This is a genomic window from Pseudidiomarina salinarum (assembly GCF_000753715.1).
Taxonomy (GTDB): domain Bacteria; phylum Pseudomonadota; class Gammaproteobacteria; order Enterobacterales; family Alteromonadaceae; genus Pseudidiomarina; species Pseudidiomarina salinarum.
Window position 1 is genome coordinate 144022 of the sequence record NZ_JPER01000001.1, and the last position, 19798, is coordinate 163819.

At 54.7% G+C, this 19798-nt stretch carries 21 protein-coding genes; 12 read left to right on the forward strand and 9 right to left on the reverse strand.

Annotation, left to right across the window (positions count from 1 at the left end; genetic code table 11):
• Window positions 1–130: 130 nt before the first annotated feature.
• From mdh to IDSA_RS00690, 11 genes are all read left to right on the forward strand, one after another.
• A complete protein-coding gene (gene mdh / locus IDSA_RS00640) occupies window positions 131–1066 on the forward strand; it encodes a malate dehydrogenase (RefSeq protein ID WP_034773480.1) in 936 nt (311 codons plus the stop codon).
• 98 nt (window positions 1067–1164) lie between these two features.
• Entirely contained in the window at window positions 1165–1758 is a 594-nt protein-coding gene (rrtA, locus tag IDSA_RS00645; RefSeq protein ID WP_034773481.1) for a rhombosortase, read from the forward strand.
• 78 nt (window positions 1759–1836) lie between these two features.
• Window positions 1837–2808 carry an octaprenyl diphosphate synthase gene (ispB, locus tag IDSA_RS00650; protein ID WP_034773483.1) on the forward strand — a complete coding sequence of 324 codons (972 nt, stop codon included), beginning with the start codon at window positions 1837–1839 and terminating at the stop codon, window positions 2806–2808.
• A 171-nt stretch (window positions 2809–2979) separates the two neighbouring features.
• Window positions 2980–3291 carry a 50S ribosomal protein L21 gene (gene rplU, locus IDSA_RS00655; RefSeq protein ID WP_034773485.1) on the forward strand — a complete coding sequence of 104 codons (312 nt, stop codon included), beginning with the start codon at window positions 2980–2982 and terminating at the stop codon, window positions 3289–3291.
• An 18-nt stretch (window positions 3292–3309) separates the two neighbouring features.
• Entirely contained in the window at window positions 3310–3567 is a 258-nt protein-coding gene (gene rpmA / locus IDSA_RS00660) for a 50S ribosomal protein L27 (RefSeq protein ID WP_034773487.1), read from the forward strand.
• A gap of 80 nt (window positions 3568–3647) precedes the next feature.
• Window positions 3648–4826 (forward strand): Obg family GTPase CgtA, encoded by a 1179-nt coding sequence (gene cgtA, locus IDSA_RS00665; protein WP_034773489.1) that lies wholly within the window; start codon window positions 3648–3650, stop codon window positions 4824–4826.
• Window positions 4827–4850: 24 nt separating this feature from the next.
• Complete coding sequence (folA, locus tag IDSA_RS00670; protein ID WP_034773491.1) at window positions 4851–5351, forward strand: type 3 dihydrofolate reductase; 501 nt, start codon at window positions 4851–4853, stop codon at window positions 5349–5351.
• 122 nt (window positions 5352–5473) lie between these two features.
• Window positions 5474–5866 carry a DUF3718 domain-containing protein gene (locus IDSA_RS00675; protein ID WP_084693992.1) on the forward strand — a complete coding sequence of 131 codons (393 nt, stop codon included), beginning with the start codon at window positions 5474–5476 and terminating at the stop codon, window positions 5864–5866.
• A 90-nt stretch (window positions 5867–5956) separates the two neighbouring features.
• Window positions 5957–7426: an alpha/beta hydrolase gene (locus tag IDSA_RS00680; RefSeq protein ID WP_084693993.1), complete on the forward strand. Its 1470-nt coding sequence runs from the start codon at window positions 5957–5959 to the stop codon at window positions 7424–7426.
• Between the two features lie 10 nt (window positions 7427–7436).
• A complete protein-coding gene (locus tag IDSA_RS00685; protein WP_034773495.1) occupies window positions 7437–8171 on the forward strand; it encodes an ABC transporter ATP-binding protein in 735 nt (244 codons plus the stop codon).
• Window positions 8168–9316, forward strand: a complete 1149-nt coding sequence (locus IDSA_RS00690) for an ABC transporter permease (RefSeq protein ID WP_034773498.1) — start codon at window positions 8168–8170, stop codon at window positions 9314–9316. Before IDSA_RS00685 ends, IDSA_RS00690 begins: the two co-directional genes overlap by 4 nt.
• Before the next feature lie 7 nt (window positions 9317–9323).
• Here IDSA_RS00690 and IDSA_RS00695 read toward each other — a convergent pair whose 3' ends face one another.
• The 5 genes from IDSA_RS00695 to folE2 form a co-directional block, all read right to left on the reverse strand.
• Window positions 9324–10658, reverse strand: coding sequence for an NAD(P)/FAD-dependent oxidoreductase (locus tag IDSA_RS00695; RefSeq protein WP_034773500.1), 1335 nt, complete (start codon window positions 10656–10658; stop codon window positions 9324–9326).
• Window positions 10659–10674: 16 nt separating this feature from the next.
• Window positions 10675–11259: a GNAT family N-acetyltransferase gene (locus IDSA_RS00700; RefSeq protein WP_034773502.1), complete on the reverse strand. Its 585-nt coding sequence runs from the start codon at window positions 11257–11259 to the stop codon at window positions 10675–10677.
• Window positions 11243–12616, reverse strand: a complete 1374-nt coding sequence (gene ahcY / locus IDSA_RS00705) for an adenosylhomocysteinase (RefSeq protein WP_034773504.1) — start codon at window positions 12614–12616, stop codon at window positions 11243–11245. The genes IDSA_RS00700 and ahcY overlap by 17 nt, the downstream gene beginning before the upstream one ends.
• A gap of 22 nt (window positions 12617–12638) precedes the next feature.
• On the reverse strand, window positions 12639–13655 hold the full coding sequence (locus tag IDSA_RS00710) for an adenosine kinase (RefSeq protein WP_034773506.1): 1017 nt from the start codon (window positions 13653–13655) through the stop codon (window positions 12639–12641).
• A gap of 65 nt (window positions 13656–13720) precedes the next feature.
• Window positions 13721–14659 (reverse strand): GTP cyclohydrolase FolE2, encoded by a 939-nt coding sequence (gene folE2 / locus IDSA_RS00715; protein ID WP_034773508.1) that lies wholly within the window; start codon window positions 14657–14659, stop codon window positions 13721–13723.
• Window positions 14660–14838: 179 nt separating this feature from the next.
• Between folE2 and IDSA_RS00720 the strand changes: the two genes are divergently transcribed.
• Complete coding sequence (locus IDSA_RS00720; RefSeq protein WP_034773510.1) at window positions 14839–15213, forward strand: Hpt domain-containing protein; 375 nt, start codon at window positions 14839–14841, stop codon at window positions 15211–15213.
• Here the strand turns inward: IDSA_RS00720 and arcA are convergent.
• From arcA to IDSA_RS00740, 4 genes are all read right to left on the reverse strand, one after another.
• Window positions 15193–15948, reverse strand: a complete 756-nt coding sequence (gene arcA, locus IDSA_RS00725; RefSeq protein ID WP_051985968.1) for a two-component system response regulator ArcA — start codon at window positions 15946–15948, stop codon at window positions 15193–15195. The genes IDSA_RS00720 and arcA overlap by 21 nt on opposite strands.
• A gap of 119 nt (window positions 15949–16067) precedes the next feature.
• Window positions 16068–17699: a HAMP domain-containing sensor histidine kinase gene (locus tag IDSA_RS00730; protein ID WP_034773513.1), complete on the reverse strand. Its 1632-nt coding sequence runs from the start codon at window positions 17697–17699 to the stop codon at window positions 16068–16070.
• The gene (locus IDSA_RS00735) at window positions 17699–18748 is read right to left on the reverse strand and encodes a class I SAM-dependent methyltransferase (protein ID WP_034773515.1); all 1050 of its coding nucleotides are present in this window, start codon (window positions 18746–18748) and stop codon (window positions 17699–17701) included. The genes IDSA_RS00730 and IDSA_RS00735 overlap by 1 nt, the downstream gene beginning before the upstream one ends.
• Window positions 18749–19798 carry a succinylglutamate desuccinylase/aspartoacylase family protein gene (locus tag IDSA_RS00740; RefSeq protein WP_034773517.1) on the reverse strand — a complete coding sequence of 350 codons (1050 nt, stop codon included), beginning with the start codon at window positions 19796–19798 and terminating at the stop codon, window positions 18749–18751.

A 19798-nucleotide genomic window follows, 5' to 3' on the forward strand; every position in this document is an offset into this window, starting at 1 on the left:
GAGGCATTGCGCCAGTGTACATGATTTGTTTTCCAGCGCCTAGCCACGGGGGTCTCGGTTGTAATTCGGGCCTGATTGGAGTAAAGTTTTCGACCTGCAATTTCCTCATATAAACTGGATGGAGTCTGAGATGAAAGTTACTGTATTAGGTGCCGCTGGCGGTATCGGCCAAGCACTGTCACTGCTTTTAAAAACCCAATTACCTGCTGGCTCTGACCTGGCGCTGTATGATGTCGCGCCGGTAGTACCAGGTGTTGCTGTTGATCTCAGCCACATCCCGACTGCAGTCAGTGTGAAAGGCTATGGTAAAGAAGACCTGGCACCGGCACTGGTTGGCGCTGATGTCGTCCTGATTCCTGCCGGTGTGCCGCGTAAGCCCGGTATGGACCGTTCAGATCTGTTCAATATCAATGCCGGTATCATCGCCGACCTGATTGAAGCCATTGCTGATAATTGCCCGGATGCCTGTATCGGTGTGATCACCAACCCGGTCAACACCACGGTGCCAATCGCTGCTGAAGTGCTGAAGAAAAAAGGCGTTTACAACAAGCGTAAATTATTCGGCGTAACCACGCTGGATGTGATCCGCTCAGAAACCTTTATCGCAGAACTGCGCTCGATGGACCCGGCCAATGTTGATGTGAAAGTAATTGGCGGCCACAGCGGCACCACCATTCTGCCATTACTGTCGCAGGTTGAAGGCGTGACCTTATCTGACGAAGAAATCGAAAACCTGACCCATCGTATCCAGAATGCCGGTACTGAAGTGGTTGAAGCCAAAGCCGGTGGCGGCTCTGCGACCTTATCTATGGGGCAGGCCGCAGCGCGTTTCTGTCTGTCACTGGTGCGTGGCCTGCAGGGCGACACCAGCGTCGTTGAATGTACTTATGTTGAAGGCGATGGCAGCGATGCGAAATTCTTTGCCCAGCCCGTACGCCTTGGTCCAAACGGCGTGGAAGAAATCCTGTCGTATGGCAAACTGAGCGGCAAAGAAGAAAAAGCCAAAGCGGATATGCTCGACGGCCTGAAGAAAGATATTCAGACTGGCGTGGACTTTGTTAAATAACAGGAACCTATCCGTTAATTAAAGGTTGACCTGCTAAGCGCCGGGAGTGATGATAAGCATCATCCCGGCGTTTTTCTTTGGTGGAGCCATAAATTCAGATGTCTCTGGTCAGTACGTTCACCGGCAAGTCCAGGCTGCCGCTGAACAGAGCTAAATTAGTCCCCGTAGTCGTTCTCAGCTTGCTGATGATCGGCCTCTTCTATATTGCTTCCGGTTGGTTTGAAGTGCTGGTGTTTGAGCGCAACCAGGTGGAGCAGGGGCAATGGTGGCGGCTATTGAGCGCGCAGCTGGTTCACTTTGATCAGCCTCATCTGTGGCTCAATGTGCTGGGGCTCTGGCTCTGGTGGCTATTGTTTATCGAATACCTGCCACACTGGCGCACCTGGCTCTGGCTGCTGCCGGTGATGCTGATAAGCAGTCTCGGGCATCTGCTCGGTGAGCCTGAAATCACTTACTACGCCGGTTTCTCCGGCACCCTCTATGGTTTATTTGCTTACGGTAGTACCCGGGACATTTTAGCTGGCAGGTATTCGGGCTGGCTGATCCTGGTGGCGATTCTCGGTAAAAACATCTACGACCTGTTTTATGTGCCGGTCAGCAGCGAGATCGCGGTGCCCGCGCACCTGGCCGGGATCGCCGCCGGTGCGGTCATTGCCATGCTGTTACACCGGGGAAATACGCTGGATGATTAAAGCCGCAGCGATCCGCTACCCTTTCGCGTGCGTTTTCCTGTACAATCTCAGGCTCCTGTCCACAGCCAGCAAGTAGTTATGAAGTTACCTGAAATCAATACGCTGATGGCAGACGATATGACCGGTGTGAACCAGTTAATCGCTGCCCAACTGCAGTCTGATGTCGCGCTGATCAATCAACTTGGACTTTATATCGTCAACAGTGGCGGTAAGCGTCTGCGCCCCTTGCTGGCAGTTACTGCTGCGCGGGCGGCGGGCTATGATGGTAAAGATCATCGCACCTTAGCCACCATCATTGAATTTATTCATACTGCTACCTTATTGCACGATGATGTGGTGGACGCGTCAGAAATGAGGCGCGGGCAGGAAACTGCCAATGCCGTGTTTGGTAATGAAGCCAGCGTGCTGGTGGGGGATTTCCTCTATACCCGCGCGTTTCAGCTGATGGTGACCCTGGATTCGATCAAGGTCATGCGCATTCTGGCAGATGCCACCAATGTGATTTCCGAAGGCGAAGTATTGCAGTTAATGAATTGCAATGACCCTGATACCAGTGAAAGCAGCTACTTTAATGTGATTTACGGTAAAACCGGTAAGTTATTTGAAGCCGCTACCCAGCTGGGTGCGGTACTGGCGGGCCAGCCGGAACAGATGGAAGCAGCGCTGGCGGCTTATGGTCGCCATCTGGGCACGGCCTTTCAGCTGGTTGATGACTTGCTCGACTACACTGCCGACAGCGAAACCATGGGTAAGCAGGCTGGTGATGACCTGGCCGAAGGCAAGCCGACGCTGCCGCTGCTCTACGCGATGTGGAACGGTGATGACACCGAGCAGCAGCTGATTCGCCAGGCCATCGAAGAGGGTGATGGCCGCGATAAACTGCAGACCATTCTCACCGCCATGCGTCGCACCGGCGCCCTCGATTACACCCGCGAGCGCGCGCTGGCCGAAGCCCGCCTGGCGCAGCAGCAGCTGCAGGCCCTGCCGGCCAGCCAATACCGCGATGCCCTGCACGCCCTCGCCGATATCGCCGTGGACCGAATTGGGTAGCCCGTGGTTCTACCACGGGTAAAACCCGAACCTTCGCACCAAACCTTTACCCGTGGTAGAACCACGGGCTACAATCGCGATCTACCCCTTTACTCGGGCTGTCGATTCGCCTATAATTCGCGCCCTGATTTAAATATTAAGCTGCCCTAGCGGGCAAATCGGAGAAAACCTATGTACGCAGTATTCCAAAGTGGCGGTAAGCAGCACCGTGTGTCTGAAGGCCAAATCGTCCGCCTGGAAAAGCTGGAGCAAGCCACTGGTGAAGTGGTTGAGTTCGACCAGGTATTAATGGTGTCGAACGGTGACGACGTGAAAATCGGCGCACCTTTTGTTTCTGGTGGCTCTGTTAAAGCGGAAATTGTTAATCATGGTCGTGCCGACAAAGTGAACATTATTAAGTTCCGTCGTCGTAAGCACTCGATGAAGCAACAAGGTCATCGTCAGTGGTTCACCGAAGTGAAAATCACTGGCATTAACGGTTAATTGAAGGAGTAACGACACATGGCACACAAAAAAGCTGGTGGTTCAACTCGTAACGGTCGTGACTCAGAGAGTAAACGTCTGGGTGTAAAACGCTTTGGTGGTGAGTCTGTATTAGCAGGCAGCATCATCGTTCGTCAACGCGGAACTCGTTTCCACGCTGGTGACAACGTTGGCCTGGGCCGTGACCACACATTATTTGCCCTCACCGATGGTAAAGTTTCTTTTGCGGAAAAAGGTCCTAAAAGCCGCAAATACGTTAGTATCGTTACTGAATAAAACTCAGTTTTCGCACTAACGAAGAATAAGAAACCCCGTCCGGTGTGACGGGGTTTTTTCATGTAAGCAGGTAGGTAATCATGAAGTTTGTAGATGAAGTCGAAATTCGCGTTGAAGCAGGCGACGGCGGTAATGGCTGCGTTGGTTTCCGGCGTGAAAAATATATCCCCAAAGGCGGTCCCGATGGCGGCGATGGTGGTGATGGTGGCGACGTTTATCTGGAAGCAGACGAAAACATAAACACCCTGATTACCTATCGTTTTGATCGTATTCACCGCGCCCAGCGTGGGCAGAACGGTATGGGTAAAAACTGTACCGGTCGTCGCGGCGACGATATCGTACTGAGAGTGCCGGTCGGCACCCGTGCCACTGATGTGGAAACCGGCGAAGTCATCGGCGATCTGACCCGTCATGGCATGCGTCGCATGGTGGCCAAAGGGGGCTTCCACGGTTTAGGCAACACCCGCTTTAAAAGCAGTACCAACCGCGCGCCACGGCAAAAAACTGACGGCACACCGGGTGAAATCCGTAACCTGAAGATGGAACTGATGCTGTTGGCCGATGTGGGCTTGCTGGGTATGCCAAATGCCGGCAAATCAACCTTTATCCGTTCGGTATCCGCGGCCAAGCCAAAAGTTGCTGACTACCCGTTTACCACCCTGGTGCCAAACCTGGGCGTGGTGCAACCGGTGCCGCACGCCAGCTTCGTCATTGCCGATATTCCCGGCCTGATTGAAGGTGCCGCTGAAGGCGCTGGTCTGGGTATTCGCTTCCTGAAGCACCTGGAGCGTTGCCGTTTGTTATTGCACCTGGTTGACCTGGCGCCTTATGATAATAGCGACCCTGCGGTGCAGGCGGTGACCATAGTGCAGGAACTGGAAAAATACAATCCGGCACTGGCGGCCAAGCCGCGCTGGCTGGTGGTTAACAAAGTCGACTTGCTGAGCGAAGAAGAAATCGCCACCCGTATTGAGGAAGTGAAAGCCGCCCTCAACTGGGATGGTCCGGTGTATCAGATTGCTGCGATCAGCAAGCAGGGCACTGATCTGCTGTGTAAAGAGATCATGACCTACATCGAACAGCAGCCCCAGCAGACGCCGGAAGAGATGGAAGAAGAAGCCAAAGCCGGCGCTGAATTCAAATGGGATGATTACCATACCCAGCAGATGGGCGAGGCCGCGTCTGAAGATGAAGATGACGACGATGATGACGATTTCGACGAAGATGATTATGATGTCGAGGTTGTCTACAAGAAATAGTCCGGCAAAGGAAAACAGGCAGATATGATTATTTCTCTGGTTGCCGCTATGGCCAAAAATCGCGTTATCGGTAAGGACGGCAAGATGCCCTGGCATCTGCCGGCCGAGCTGCAGTACTTCAAACGTATTACTATGGGTAAGCCGGTGGTCATGGGTCGCACGACCTATGAATCCGTCGGCCGGCCGCTGCCCGGCCGCACCAATATTGTTCTCAGTCGTTCGTACCAACAACCCTACAAAGACGATCAGGGCGTGATCTGGGTGAGCAGCCCTGAGCAGGCAATGAAAGTAGCAGGTGACGTTGATGAACTGATGATTATCGGTGGTGGTCACATTTATGCTGAGTTTTTGCCGCTGGCCGATAAGTTGTATGTTAGCGAAATCGACCTGGACACCCCCGGCGATACCTACTTCCCCGACTACCATAAGCAGGGTGCCTGGCAGTTGCTGGACTCATCCGAGTACCCGGCTGACGATAAAAACCCGCACAAATTCAAAGCATTAATCTATCAGCGTCAGCATTGATTAGCACAAAGGTAAAGAAAAAGTAACCAGCCCGGCATTTGTAACATTTTATTCCGTTGCGGGCAGGGAACCGCAGTTGTACCATTGCTTTCGTTAATTTAAACAAACGAGGTTGATGGTTAATGTCCCCCTTCGTTGCCCGTTGCATGCTTTTGCTTGCAGCTATTGGAACCTTACTACCAATAACACCGGTCAGTGCCCAGGCGCTGTCGGGTACGGATGAACTTGCGCTGGTATTCTGCACCTATGTGCGGGATAACGACAGCAATCGCCTGCGCAGCAAGCTACGGGCTGAGCGCTTGCGTATGCGCGACATCTATTCCAGCGTCCGTTGTAACGATAGTTCCTTGATTCAGTTTGCGCTTCGCCATAAATCCTACGATATCGGACGCTACATTGCCTCCAGCGTTGAACCAGAAGATATTCAGGCCTCGGGGGATTACGAATGGGCGCGGCAGCACCAGCTACTCGATAACCCTATCGGCCAGGTGCTCCGGGCCAGACTCACGCAATAAGTAACTTAATTTTTCGTTACAGTTTACATCTTTTTAATCTCTTTTCTACGCGGTACACTATGGCCCATTGTTAGACTTGGATAACAACCTATGAAGCCGATAGCTATGCCCCTTACCCGCCTGTTTACTGGCAGTCTGTTGCTGTTACTTGCCTCGTCCGCGGTGGCGGAGCCGCAAAACGCCCGGCTGACGCAACTTGAAGGTTGCTACCTTGATGGTATCGAAGAACGCGTTCAGTGTGGCTCGTTGCAGGTGCCAGAGAATTATGACCAGCCCGAAGGCCGTACTATCGCCATTAACTTTGCGGTATTGCCGGCAATCAGTGAAAGTAAGGCCGCGGATCCATTACTGATTCTGGCTGGCGGCCCGGGTCAGGCGGCGACCGAACTGGCGCCCATGATCGACCGCATCTTTAAAGATGTCCGCCGGCAGCGCGATATCCTGTTAATCGACCAGCGTGGTACCGGCAAATCCAATCCGCTGAGTTGTGAACTGAATCATGTCGAAGAGCTGGTTAAGGCCGATGATGATGTGGAACTGGCACAGATGGCATCCGACTGCGCCAGCAAATATACGCAGGTGGATCTCACCCAGTATCATACCGTAAATGCCATCCGTGACTTTGAAGCGGTTCGCGCGGCCCTGGGCTATCCTCAGGTTAATCTGTATGGCGGTTCTTACGGCAGCCGCGCCGGTCTGGTCTATATGCGTGAAGCGCCGGCGTCGGTGCGCAGCGCGATACTCGATGCGGTCGCGCCGCCACAGGTGGTGGTGGGGCCCTTTGGCCAGCATGGCGCGGATTCATTTGAAATTCTGCTCGCTAACTGCGCTGCGCAGCAAAGCTGTGATCAAACCTTTCCGGCGCTCGAGCAGACTTATCTGGAGACCGTGGCCCGGCTTGAACAGGAGCCGGTAGCGCTGACTGTGCCGGATCCGCTGAGCAATCAGCCCATCGAGATTCTGATCACCGCCGGACGTTTTACCTCGGTGATGCGGGTGGGCCTGTACCATCCCTCGACGCGAAAAATGCTGCCTTTTGTCATCCAGCAGACCGCCGCGGAAAATTACACCCCCCTGATTGGCCTGCTGGGTAGTACCCTGGCGCAGTCGCAGATGTATATGGGGCTGACCCTGTCGGTGCTGTGCAGTGAAGATCTGCCGCGGGCCACCCCGGAACTGCTTGAAGCCGATGCCGCGAATAACTTTATCGGTGGCCGCACCGGCGAAGCTTTTGTCGAAATGTGTTCGGTCTGGCCTCAGGCTGAGCGCCCGGACAGTTGGTTTGACCCTGTGGTCAGCGAGATACCGGCACTATTACTGTCCGGTGCCTCCGATCCTGTCACGCCGCCTGCCTGGGGCGAGCTGGCAGCCGCAACCTTAAGCAATAGCCGCCACCTGATCGCCAACCATGGTGCGCACACCATCGCCGGCCATACCTGCGCCAATAAGCTGGCGGCGACTTTTATCGATACGCTGAACTTCAGTACGCTGGACGCGACCTGTCTGCAGCGCGAACAACCTGCCCCCTTTATCCTGAACAGTAACGGCAAAGGGCTATGAGGAACGCACTATGATTGAAGTCAAATCCCTGCATAAGACCTTTAGCAAGGTTATCGCCCTTGACGGTCTGAGTTTTTCTGCTCCTGAAGGGCAGATCACCGGCTTACTCGGCCCCAACGGCGCCGGCAAAACCACCTGCCTGCGTACCATTTACGGTCTGCTGCGCGCTGACAGCGGTCAGGCCCTGATTGATGGCGTGGATGCTAACCTGAACCCGCTGCAGGCGCGGCGGCATATTGGGATCTTTCCTGATAAGTTCGGGCTGTACGAGCGCCTGACCGCGCGCGAGCAGGTGGCCTACTTTGCCACCTTGCATGGCATGAAAGGTGAACACCGGGACCAAGCCGTCGCCGAAGTGCTCAAGCGCCTGGATATGGATGCCATCGCTGACCGCCGTGCCCAGGGCTTTTCCCAGGGCCAGCGGATGAAAGTGGCACTGGCCCAGGCCATTGTCCATCAGCCCAAACATCTGATACTGGATGAACCCAGCCGCGGGCTCGATGTGATGAGCACCCGGGTATTGCGCGATCTCTTGCGCGAACTACGCCAGCAGGGCACCAGTATTTTGTTTTCCAGCCACGTGATGCAGGAGGTCGCTGCCTTATGTGATCAGGTGGTTGTTATTGCTAAAGGCAAGGTTGCCGCACAAGGTACCACGGAAGAGCTCTGTGAACTCACAGGCGAAACGGCGTTAGAAGAAGCCTTTGTGAAAATAATTGGCACCGACGAGGGCATTGCCGCATGAGTAATCCGATTTCCATAGTCTGGCGCAAAGAACTGAAAGACGCGCTGCGTGATAAACGATCGGTGATGGCGGCTATGTCGTACGCCTTCTTCGGACCGCTGCTGATGGCGGTCGCTTTTTATGTGTTGATAAGCCAGCTGACTGACGAAAGCGATGTTGAAATTGACATCAAGGGCGCTGAACATGCGCCGGCACTAATCCAGCATCTGCAGGATCAAGGCATCGTTGAGCGCACCAAGCCCTGGCCCGCTGGCCAGCAGCCAATTATTCTGGAAATTGCCGGTCACTGGGATGAGCATATTGCCTCGGCGCAGCCAGCTGAAGTGATTTTGCGGGCTGACTTCTCGGCGCAGAAACAGCGTACTGAAATCCGGCGCGTAGAGCAGGCCGTCAGCAGTTATAGTCGTCAACTGGGCTACATCCGCCTGCAGATGCGCGGGCTGGCTCCACAACTGATCACGGCCATTGATCTGGTCAAGCAGGACACCGCGACTAAAGGTTCGAGAGCGGCCATTCTGATGGGCAGTGTGCTGATTTTTATGCTGCTGTCGGTGTTCTTCTCGGGCATGAACGTGGCGATTGATATCAGCGCCGGTGAACGCGAACGCAACTCGCTGGAGTTACTGTTATCGCAGCCGCTCAGTAGTCATCAACTGGTGTGGGGTAAGGCGCTGGCAGCCAGCTGTTTCGCTATTTTTGGCGGCATTCTGAGCGTGATCCTGATCCCCATTATCTTCCGCTTCCTGCCGCTGCATAATATTGGCATCAGCGTGGTGCTGGAGTGGCCGATGTTGCTGCTGATCATGGTGTTGCTGGCGCCACTGGCGCTGTTCGCCACGGCGCTGCAGCTGTTTGTGTCGTTCCGGGCAAAAAGCTTCAAAGAAGCCCAGACCTACATCTCGTTTTTGCTGATGGTGCCCATGCTGGCAGTTTTCGGAGTGGAATTCTCGCGGCTGAAGAATCAAATCCTCTATTACCTGCCGCTGACCGGCCAGCATCAGGCGCTGCTCGATATTATCAAAGGCGAAACCCTGCAGTGGCTGCCGATGCTGATTAGCGGGCTCTTTACCATCGCGGTCTCGATGTTGCTGCTGCGACTGATTGGCCGCATGCTGAACAGCGAGAAAGTGGTATTCGGTTTATAAGCCTGGCTTACAGGCCGGTGCGCCAGCGGGCATACTGATAGTAAGCCTGTTGGCCCAGCCGCCGTAACCCGGGCAACGGAAAGCGTGGTAACGGCGACTGGTAAAACGGCAGGGCAGGTAATTGCTCGCCCATCGCCAGTTGTGCCACCCGCACCCCCGCCAGCTGGCTGAACGTCACGCCCGCACCGCAGTAACCCATACTGGTAAAAACGCCCGCCGCCGGCGAATAGATCCGCGGATAATCATCCAGCGCTACACTGATCCAGCCACTCCAGAAATAGGCCGGTTGCTCAGCGGCCAGCGCGCTCAGTTGCGGAAAGGTCGCCGCCAGGCCCTGTAATAAATGCCGGGCATAACGTGGTTTATTTGCATCCTTGCCATGAATAGCGCCGCGCCCGCCAAATAACAGCCGGCCATCAGGTAACAGCCGGAAATAATACTTCAGCAAGCGGGTATCCATCACCAGCTCCGCCGGGCTCAGGCCGGTGGCAGCAAGCTCGCTGGCAGTAAGCGGGCGGGTTACCAGTACACTCGAGAGCACCGGCAGGCTGCGGCCGTGTACGGCGGTGTGCAGGTGATTCGGTGTATAGCCGTTGGTTGCCAGAATCACTTTACCGGCGCGAATGCTGCCACGCGGCGTCTGCAATACCTGTTCAGTACCCTGCTGCTGCCAGCTGGTCACCGGCGTATCCGCCAGCAAACGGCTACCGGCCGCCACCGCCTGACGGGCGACGCTGGCAGCGACCAGCAGCGGATTGATGCCAAAGCTTTGCGGAAAGTGAATAGCCGCAAAAGCTTGCGGGCTGCGCACCCGCTGCTGCAGTTCGTCGCGCTCAAGCCAGCGGGTGTCGGGCTCGAAGGTCCGCAGTTGCTGGTACTGCTGATAAAGGCCGGCTACGGCACCCGCTTTATGAGCGATTTTCAGATAGCCGCCGCGTTGCACCTGAGCCTGTTCGGGGCAGGCCTGCAGATGGCGCTCAAGGCGGCCAAAGGCTTGCTGGTATTCAGCCCGGATCCCCATCGCCACGTCGGTACTGAAGCGTTCGGCCCAGCCGGCATAACCCAGCCGGCCGGTACCCGGCATCGCAAAGCCGGCATTACGCGTAGAGCAGCCCCAGCCGGGCTGATTAGCCTCCAGCACCACCACCTGTTGCTGATAGCGCTCGGACAGCTCCAGCGCCGCGTTCAGGCCGGTATAACCGGCACCAATCACCACCACATCAGCGCGCTCAGGTAATTCAGTATGGGTTACCGGCCACTCGGGTTGGCTATGCTGCTGCCAATAACTCGCCGCGGCCGGTTGACCGGGACCAGGGCAAGCATCGTGCAGCGGATCGTACATGGGGATACCTGAGAGGTTAATAGTTATCGAAAGGAAGAATCATCTCGCCGGCGGTACAGTGGCAGATGCCATCGCAGACCAGACAATGATAGCCGTCGTTTACCGAAATCTCGTACCAGCGCCCGGGGTGCTCTGTGATCAGCTGACCGCCGCAGCGGCTGAAATACGAAAAGGCACTGTTGTTGGGGCTTTCCATCCAGATATGGGCCAGACCGGCACGACAACCCAGTTGCTTAGCAGCACCTATGGATCGTTCCAGCAGGTTGCGGCCAATACCGGCACCGCGGATGTTGGCATCAACAGCAGCACATTTAAAATAACACATGGCTTCAGCAGGTACCGGCCAGGCCGACGGTGTGCAGTACCTATCGATATCCCATTTACCGGGCGCGAAAGTCAGGCGTACGCCCACCAGTTGCTCACCGGCAAAGGCCAGCCAATTGAGGTTCACGCCATTGAGCTGGCCGCGTTCCAGATAATCAGCAAAATTCGTCCCGGTAAGGTAATTGGCACCATGTACCTCGTTTGCCAATACAATTACGGCCGCTTCGTCAGCGGCCGTAAGTTCCCGGTAGTGAATCGAATCAGTAGCGGTATTCATCCGTTTTAAATGGTCCTTCAACAGCGACATCAATGTAGTCGGCCTGTTCTTCGGTCAGCTTGGTAATGACGCCGCCGAACCCTTGTACCATATATTTGGCGACTTCTTCATCCAGGTGCTTAGGTAATACATCCACCCGCAGCAGTTCGATCTGCTCGGCTTTATCAAGCTTGGCGTAACCTTGCTGGAACAGATGCATCTGCGCCAGTACCTGGTTGGCAAACGAGCCATCCATGATCCGGCTGGGGTGACCAGTAGCGTTACCCAGGTTCACCAGGCGGCCTTCGGACAGCAACAGCAGGTAATCGTGTTCATCGTCGCTGCGGTGAATTTTGTGTACCTGTGGCTTCACTTCATCCCAGCGCCAGTTCTTGCGCATAAAGGCGGTGTCGATTTCGTTATCAAAGTGGCCGATGTTACAAACCACGGCGGTTTTCTTCAGTGCTGCCAGCATGTAACGGTCACAGACGTTGACGTTACCTGTGGTGGTCACGATCAGATCGATGGTGCCCAGCAGCTCTTTGTTGATGCCTTCTTCGCTCTTGGTGTTCACACCGTTACGATAAGGAGACACCACTTCGTAGCCGTCCATACAGGCCTGCATGGCACAGATTGGGTCAATCTCGCTGATCTTCACGATCATGCCTTCCTGGCGCAAACTTGCGGCGGAACCTTTACCCACATCACCGTAACCCACAACCAGGGCTTTTTTGCCCGACAGCAGGTGATCGGTGCCACGCTTGATGGCATCGTTCAGGGAATGGCGGCAACCGTATTTGTTGTCGTTCTTCGATTTAGTGACTGAGTCGTTGACGTTGATGGCAGGGACGCGCAGGGTGCCGTTTTCCAGCATCTTCAGCAGGCGGTGCACACCGGTGGTGGTTTCTTCAGTGATGCCATGCACGTTATCCAGCATTCGTGGATATTTGTCGTGGATCAGCAGGGTCAGATCGCCACCGTCGTCGAGGATCATATTGGCATCCCACAGCTCGCCGTCTTTGTGGCAAGTCTGCTCCAGACACCATTCATACTCTTCTTCGGTTTCGCCTTTCCAGGCGAATACCGGCACCCCGGCAGCCGCCATCGCCGCGGCAGCGTGATCCTGAGTCGAGAAAATATTACACGAAGACCAGCGCACTTCCGCGCCCAACTCCAGCAGGGTTTCAATCAGTACCGCAGTCTGGATGGTCATGTGAATACAGCCGATGATTTTAGCGCCTGACAGCGGCTTGCTGTCAGCGTATTTACGGCGAATAGTCATCAGTGCCGGCATCTCAGATTCGGCAATATAAATTTCTTTGCGACCCCAGTCAGCCAGGCCGATATCGGCTACTTTGTAATCTTGTGATTTGTTCATCTATACGCCTCGCGTGTCGTTTTTAAAATTGAAATTCCGGCTCATGCTGCATACGGATCAGCAACTGTTGCTGCTGATCGGCGCTTAAGCGCGGACCGAACTCAGTGACGATCTGTGCCGCGGCATGGCTGGCTAGCAGGCCACAGGCCGCCAGCGGATAATTACGGGTGAGACCAAACATCATGGCTCCGGCAAACATATCACCAGCGCCGTTGGTATCCACCGCTTTCACTTTGATACCGGGTACCGCCACCTGGCGGGTGCCGTCGCCCAGCAGGGCGCCATCTTTACCCAAAGTAATAGCAACCAGCCCGGCGCGCTGCTGCAGTTGCTGCAAGGCTTCCTGCACATCGTCGGTGCCGGTCAGAATACGGGCTTCTTCCTGATTACAGAACATCACGTCGACGCCGCCTTCCAGAATCGCTTCAATGCCGTCCCGGAAGTATTTAACCATAGCAGGATCTGAGCAGGTCATAGCGATTTTGGTGCCATTTGCGCGCGCCACTTCTTTGGCGCGGGCTATTGCCTGCAGGGCAATCGGCGAGGTGACCAGGTAGCCTTCAATATACAGATACTCGGCACGGGCAATGGCGTCTTCATCGAGCTCATCGGTCGACAGATCAGCGGTGATACCCAGATAGGTACGCATGGTCCGTTCAGCGTCCGGCGTAACCATCACCAGACAGCGGCCGGTTTTGCCTTCATGCTTACAGCTGCCGGTATTGGTGGTGATGCCAACCCGCTCCAGATCGTTGCAGTAAAAGTCGCCGGCATCATCATCAGCAACTTTGCAGCAGTAGAAGGCTTTGCCCCCGAACTGGCTGAAACCAACCAGTGAATTGGCAGCGGAACCGCCACCGGATTGCTTCTTCAGTTCGCCACGGCGGCTCAGTTCGGCAATCAGCTTTTCCTGCTCGGCATCTTCAATCAGCGTCATCATGCCTTTTTCGATCTGATGCTGCAGCAGAAAGTCGTCAGTAACTTCAAATTCCTGGTCGACCAGCGCGTTGCCGATGCCAACTATATCTATTGATTCCATAAGTACCTAACGCAAAGAAAATCCGGCCGCACAGTATACAGCAGCCGCAATTATAGGTCGACTAATCAGGGCTGAAAGCCGCCGGGAACGCCTTTGGTAGCGATGCTCACGGCATCGTGGGCGTGCAGCGATTCGTAATGATTTACCCGAATCCAGAAATCAAAAAACTGCGACTGGTGGCTCAGCATGAACTTCAGGCGGCGGGCCGCATCTTCACAGAACATCAGGTTCTGGCCGTTGAGTCGTGCGAATTCCTGTTCATCTTCACGTTTGACCGCAGCCTGAACCGGGGTTTGCAATGCTTCTTCAATGGCGTCAACCAGATGAATGATCGGCAGCTCGTTGAGATCATCGCTAAGCAGAACCTTGACTTCAGCGACCGAGCGCTGGCTGTGGGGCGTCGCTATGATGCCCTGAGTAGTGCCTAACCAGCGGTGCACGGTTTCGGCGTCCACTTCAGCATCGGTACCAAACTGGCCGGCGAAGGCATCCTGAATCAGCTGCCGCGCCAGCGCCGCTGAGCAGGGACAGGTGGATGAATAAGGCACATCGACACCTAGCTGCAATGCCAGCTTGCCGTTATCATAGCGGCCGACTAAAGTTATAGGGTAGGCTTTCCAGCCGGGCTTCTTGCTTACCAGCGCTTTGCGGCGCAGATGGTAATCAAAGCTGAATTTTACATAGGCCTGGTCGGCGAGACCGTCATGACTATCAATAAAGTCATGCAGTAATTTGCGCAATGAGTCGTGATTGAGTACGTCGTTGTTGGATAAATCTTCCAGTAACAGGTACAGCCGGGACATATGAATGCCCTTGGCTTTGGGATCGGTAAGATTCACAAAAGCATCAATGCGCGCACTGACCGGGCGTTCAGGTTCGTTGGCAGCTCCGACAACCAGCGGCATTTCAATGTTACTCATGCCAACCCAGTCCAGCGCGCCCTCAGTTTGGGCAAGGGTCTGATTGGCGATATCTGGCATTAACGTCGGTGTGGCTATTGGCATCAAATACGGCTCCAAAGCGTTACTAAAAAATTAGGACGACTACCCAAAAATGGGGCATTAGTATACAAGAATTAACTCGATTACGGTAGTTTGCCATATCGGGTTCAATATGTAGGCAAAAGAATTTCGATTGTACCGTTCGAAAAAGTACAGGGAACGCATTATTCAGGAAGCTTTTTATGACAAATACAATCTCAGATACCCCGCCAGACGACATGCTGGATGAAAAACTGCTGGAGCAATATGCCGAGCTGATGGGCGCCCAGGGGGTGACTGAAATGTACGACACCTTCGCTGACAATATCGATGGTTATTTAGATCTGATGCGGCGGGTTATCGGCGAGCGTGACTATACGGAAACGAAACGTCAGGCTCATAAAATAAAAGGTGCCTGCCGATCGATTGGCCTTAAAGAGCTGGCCAGACGGATGGAATACTTAGAGCGGGAAAGCTGGGACTGGGATGACGCAAGTGAAATTCTGGAGCAGTGGGCAACTGAGTTGCCCCTGCACCAGCTTCATTTAAAACGGTGGTTAAACGCCCGGAGTATTTAACGAGGGCTGTTCAAGGTGGCGGATAGTCACATCACCAACAAAACGATAGCCTTCACCGTGGATTGTGGTGATCAGATTCGGCGAATCAGAATAAGCCTCGAAGTGACGGCGAATACGACGAATCGCGACGTCTACCGTACGATCAGCCGGACGCAGTTCACGATCCAGCATTTTCTTCACCAGGGTTTCGCGGTCCAGGATCTTGCCGGGATTGGTCAGGAACAGCTCCATGGCCCGGTATTCACTTTTCGGTAACCGGAACATTTTCCCTTCAGGAGAAAACAGGCAGCGGCTGTCGCTTTCCAGACGCCAGTTATTGAATTCGTAAACCACACTGTCATGGCCAACGGTTTTTTGCTGGCTTTTGATGGCTTCAATCCGGCGATACAGGTTACGGACCCGGATCAGCAGCTCTTTCGGATTATAAGGTTTGATCAGATAATCGTCGGCGCCCAGTTCCAGTGCCAGTAAACGATCTTCTTCAGCATCGCGGCCGGTCAGAAAGATCAGACCGATATTCTCGTTTTCACGCAAGCTTTCTGCCAGCTCTATACCGCTTTTACCCGGCAGGTTGACATCCATAATAACCAGGTCGACCTGCTGACGGGCCATGATGCGTTGCATCTGCATCCCATCGGCGGCATCAAACACGTCATAGCCTTCCTGCTGGAACAGACGCGTCAGGGTGTTGCGGGTTACGACTTCATCTTCGACAATTAGTAATCTGGCGCTCATATAGGGTGTTCCGGTATCTCTTAACATATGTTGCAATATAGTGATAAATGGTAGTGTAGCATGGGTTTAAAATTAATGGGTGAATTTCGTGCAGTATTTTATGACGAATTAACCTGAATTTAGTTCCGTTTATCGCATCCCTGGGCCGGGAACCGGATAACGAACGTGGTGCCACCCTCGCGCGAACTGCGCATGTCGATCCGGCCGTCCAGAACCTGGGTGACCAGATTATAAACCAGATGCAAACCCAGCCCGGCGGCGCCAGTACCCCGTTTGGTGGTAATAAAGGGGTCAAAAGCACGGCGCCCGAGATCTTCGGGAATACCCACACCATCATCCTGGTAGGTTAGTTGTAACGTATTTTCCCCGGCACAATCAATAGCGATCGCAATATGACCTTTGTCATGTCCCTCGAAGGCGTGTTGCAACGAGTTCTGCACCAGCTGATTAATGATCTGGTGAATGGGGCCGGGGTGGCTGCTGACAGTCAGATCCGGTGCGCAGTCCATCGTCAGCTTATGATTTTTCAGTTCCGGGAAGCGACTGTAGAGCGAGCTGACGACATCTTCGCAGAAGGTATTGACGTTGAAACTGCGGATATCTTCAGCAAACTGGTCCATCGCCAGCTGCCGGAAGCGGGTGATAAGATCCGCGGTACGTTCGGTATTGCGACTAATCAGCCGCAGGTTTTCACGGCAGGCAGTCAGAAATCGTTCGAAGTCCTGACTGCTGACCTTGCGGTCTTCGAATTTCTGCTGCATCACCTGTAATTTATCCTGCAGCAGCGAGGCTGAAGTAATAACCAGTCCGACCGGGGTGTTCATCTCATGGGCAATACCGGCGACCATGTCACCCAGCGACGACATTTTTTCGGCCTCAACCAGCTGGCTTTGATACTGGTGGACGGTTTCCAGCGTTTTCAGTAATTCTTCATTCGATTCTTTGAGGGCCATGGTGCGCTGGCTCACCTGGCGCTCCAGCTCAGTGTTTAGTTCACTGGCTTGCTGCTCGGCCTGCTGCTGGCGGTTGATATGCTGTTGCACCCGGCCCAGCAGCATATTAAATGCGGTGCTCAGCCGGTCAAGTTCTTCCAGATGGGTATCCGGCAGTCGAATTGAGTAATCTTTGTCGCGCGCAATTTGCTGGATCCTGTCCACCGCCTCATCCAGGGGCCGGGTAAACAACAACCGTAGCCGCAGCGACACCAGCCAGGTCAGCAAGGCAGCCACCAGCACGATAAAAAAGCTGGTCAGCATGACACCGGTCCAGGCGGCGTTGAGTTCATCGCGCGAGCCGCGCAGATAGATATAGCCGCGAATCCGCTCGCCGATATAAATAGGCCGGGCAATTTCCAGGTAGCGGTCAGTAACTGCAACCTCGCCATCGGGCATACCCTGGATCCGGTCAATACGGCTGGGAATCGGCGCGAGGCCTTCGCGGTTATAGCTGGCAAAGAAATGGCCGATACTGGTTTCGGACTGTTTGCGGTACACATGTACATGCTGCACAAAAGGCACCGCGTTGAGGTGGCTCAGGGCAATGGTCAAATCGTCGGGGCTGTTAAATACCAGATGCCGGCTGGCGGTGCCAATCAGCAGTTGCGTCATGTTCTGCGCCTGACTATGCAGGCGGTCACGTACTTCGTGGATCTGCATGGCGCCGTGCACAATGCAGCCCAGCAGCACCATAGCGCTGCTGACCAGCACCAGTAGCCACGAAAAATTACGTTTTACAGAACTGAACCCGGCCATCAGCGACGTTTACGCTCCCGTATTTTTACCGGTGGTTTATTCACTGCGCGGTACACCGCAAAACGATTGTCTTCGGCGACCTTATCGCAATGCCCGAATGACTCAACAATAAGCTCGGGCCACGGCAGAAAGCGGTTCGCCACCAGCCAGAGTTCCCCGGTTTGCTGCAGGTGCTGACGGGCTTCGCGTAAAAACTGCTGACCGATTTTATAGTCCGTTGCCAGGCCGGTATGAAACGGCGGGTGGCTGACCATATACTTATATTTTTTCAGAGTCGGACTCAGGCCGTCATGGGCCAGTAAGGTGCCGGTCAGGTCGTTGGCGGCCAGGGTCTTGCGGCAGGCTGCCAGTGCCATCGCGCTCACGTCCAGATAGGTCACTTCCAGCGCCGGTGCCGCGCGGTTGATCCAGGCCCCCAGCACGCCGTGGCCACAGGCAAAATCCAGGACATTGCCATGGGACCAGCGCGGCAGATGCTTGAGCAGCATCTCGCTGCCTTTATCAATACTGGGAAAGGCGAACACGCCGGGCAAACTAAATAACTGCAGCGGCGGATGGCCGGGTTGTTCAAGCTCGCACTGATGCAGGTAACTGTCGGCACTGAACTGGTCGCTGGGCTCGCGCAGTTCACTGCACAGCAACAGTGAGTGATTACCGCTGGTAACCCGTTGCACCGGCGCGTAGGCCTCCGGCATGATCTTATGGATGCTCTTAATACCGCTGCGGTTATCGCCAACCAGCCAGACCGGCGCGTTGGCCGGTAAAATACTGGCCAGCGCCCGCAGCAGATAATCCGTCAGTTGCTTTTCTTTTGGCAACCACAGCAGCGCGCCTTCAGCGTCAGTAGCCGGCGGGGTTTCGCCAAAATGGCTGGGCTGTTCTGACTGCTGCTGCCAGCGCTGATGGTAGCCGGCATGCAGGTTCCAGGTGCCGGCCACCTGGAGCTCCGCGGCCACCTCAGGATCGGGCGCATTGACCAGCAACAGCGGTTGCTGGAAACGTTCACTATGGCGCAGAATCAACTGCGAGGGGGACTGTAAATGTTTCATTTAAATGGGTTTACGCTCGTAATATTCGCTGAATAAGTCGACGTTTTCAGACGCCTCCTCAATGCCTTCGCCATCAAACTGAGCCACATTAAACAGGGCTTCACCTTCGTTGGCGACGGGAATTTTGCTGATGCCGATAATAATACCATGATACGGGCTTTTGATCGGATGCAGCTCTTCGCCCTGCGGATTGACCGTCTGGGCAATAACCTGGCCTTTATTGATACTCTGGCCTAATTCTACTTTCGGAATAACCAGTCCGTCATACTCATTACGGATCCAGCCACTGCGCAGGGCAACCACGGATTTCAGATTGCGCCGGGTGCGGCGACCTTTGAGCATTTTCAGTGATTTCATCACATTCTGCACGCCAATAACACCCGACTTAATGGCCGCATAATTAAACCGCAGTGCTTCGCCGGCTTCATAAAGAATCAGCGGAATGCCTAAATCCGTTGCCAGCGCCCGCAGCGAGCCATCGCGCTCTTTGGAATGCAGAATCACCGGCGAACCAAAGGCATGGGCCATATCCAGCGCTTCGGGGCTGTCGGTGTCGACGCGGATCTGTGGCAGATTCTCGCGGTGAATCGCACCGGTATGCAAATCAATAATGTGGGTTGCGCTTTGCACCAGCGTCTCGTTGAACAAAAACGCTAGCCGGCCACCTAAGGTGCCGCGCTCCGAGCCGGGGAATGAGCGGTTCAGATCGCGCCGGTCAGGCAGGTAGCGCGACTGCTGAATGAAGCCGAACACGTTCACCACCGGTACAATAATCACCGTGCCACTGAGTTCCAGCGGGTCAATCAGGCCCATCAGCCGGCGACAGATTTCGATACCGTTCAGCTCATCGCCGTGGATGGCAGCACACACCAGCAGGGTCGGCCCGGGCTTGACCCCGTGAAACACCTCAGCATGCAGATCCATCGGCGTGTCGTTATACAAACGGGCTGCCGGCACCTTAATGCTATGGCGCGAACCGGGCGCGATTTTCTGCCCGGCAAGATTAAACGAAGGACGTTTTTTAGTGGGTTTAGTTGGTTTATTCGTCAC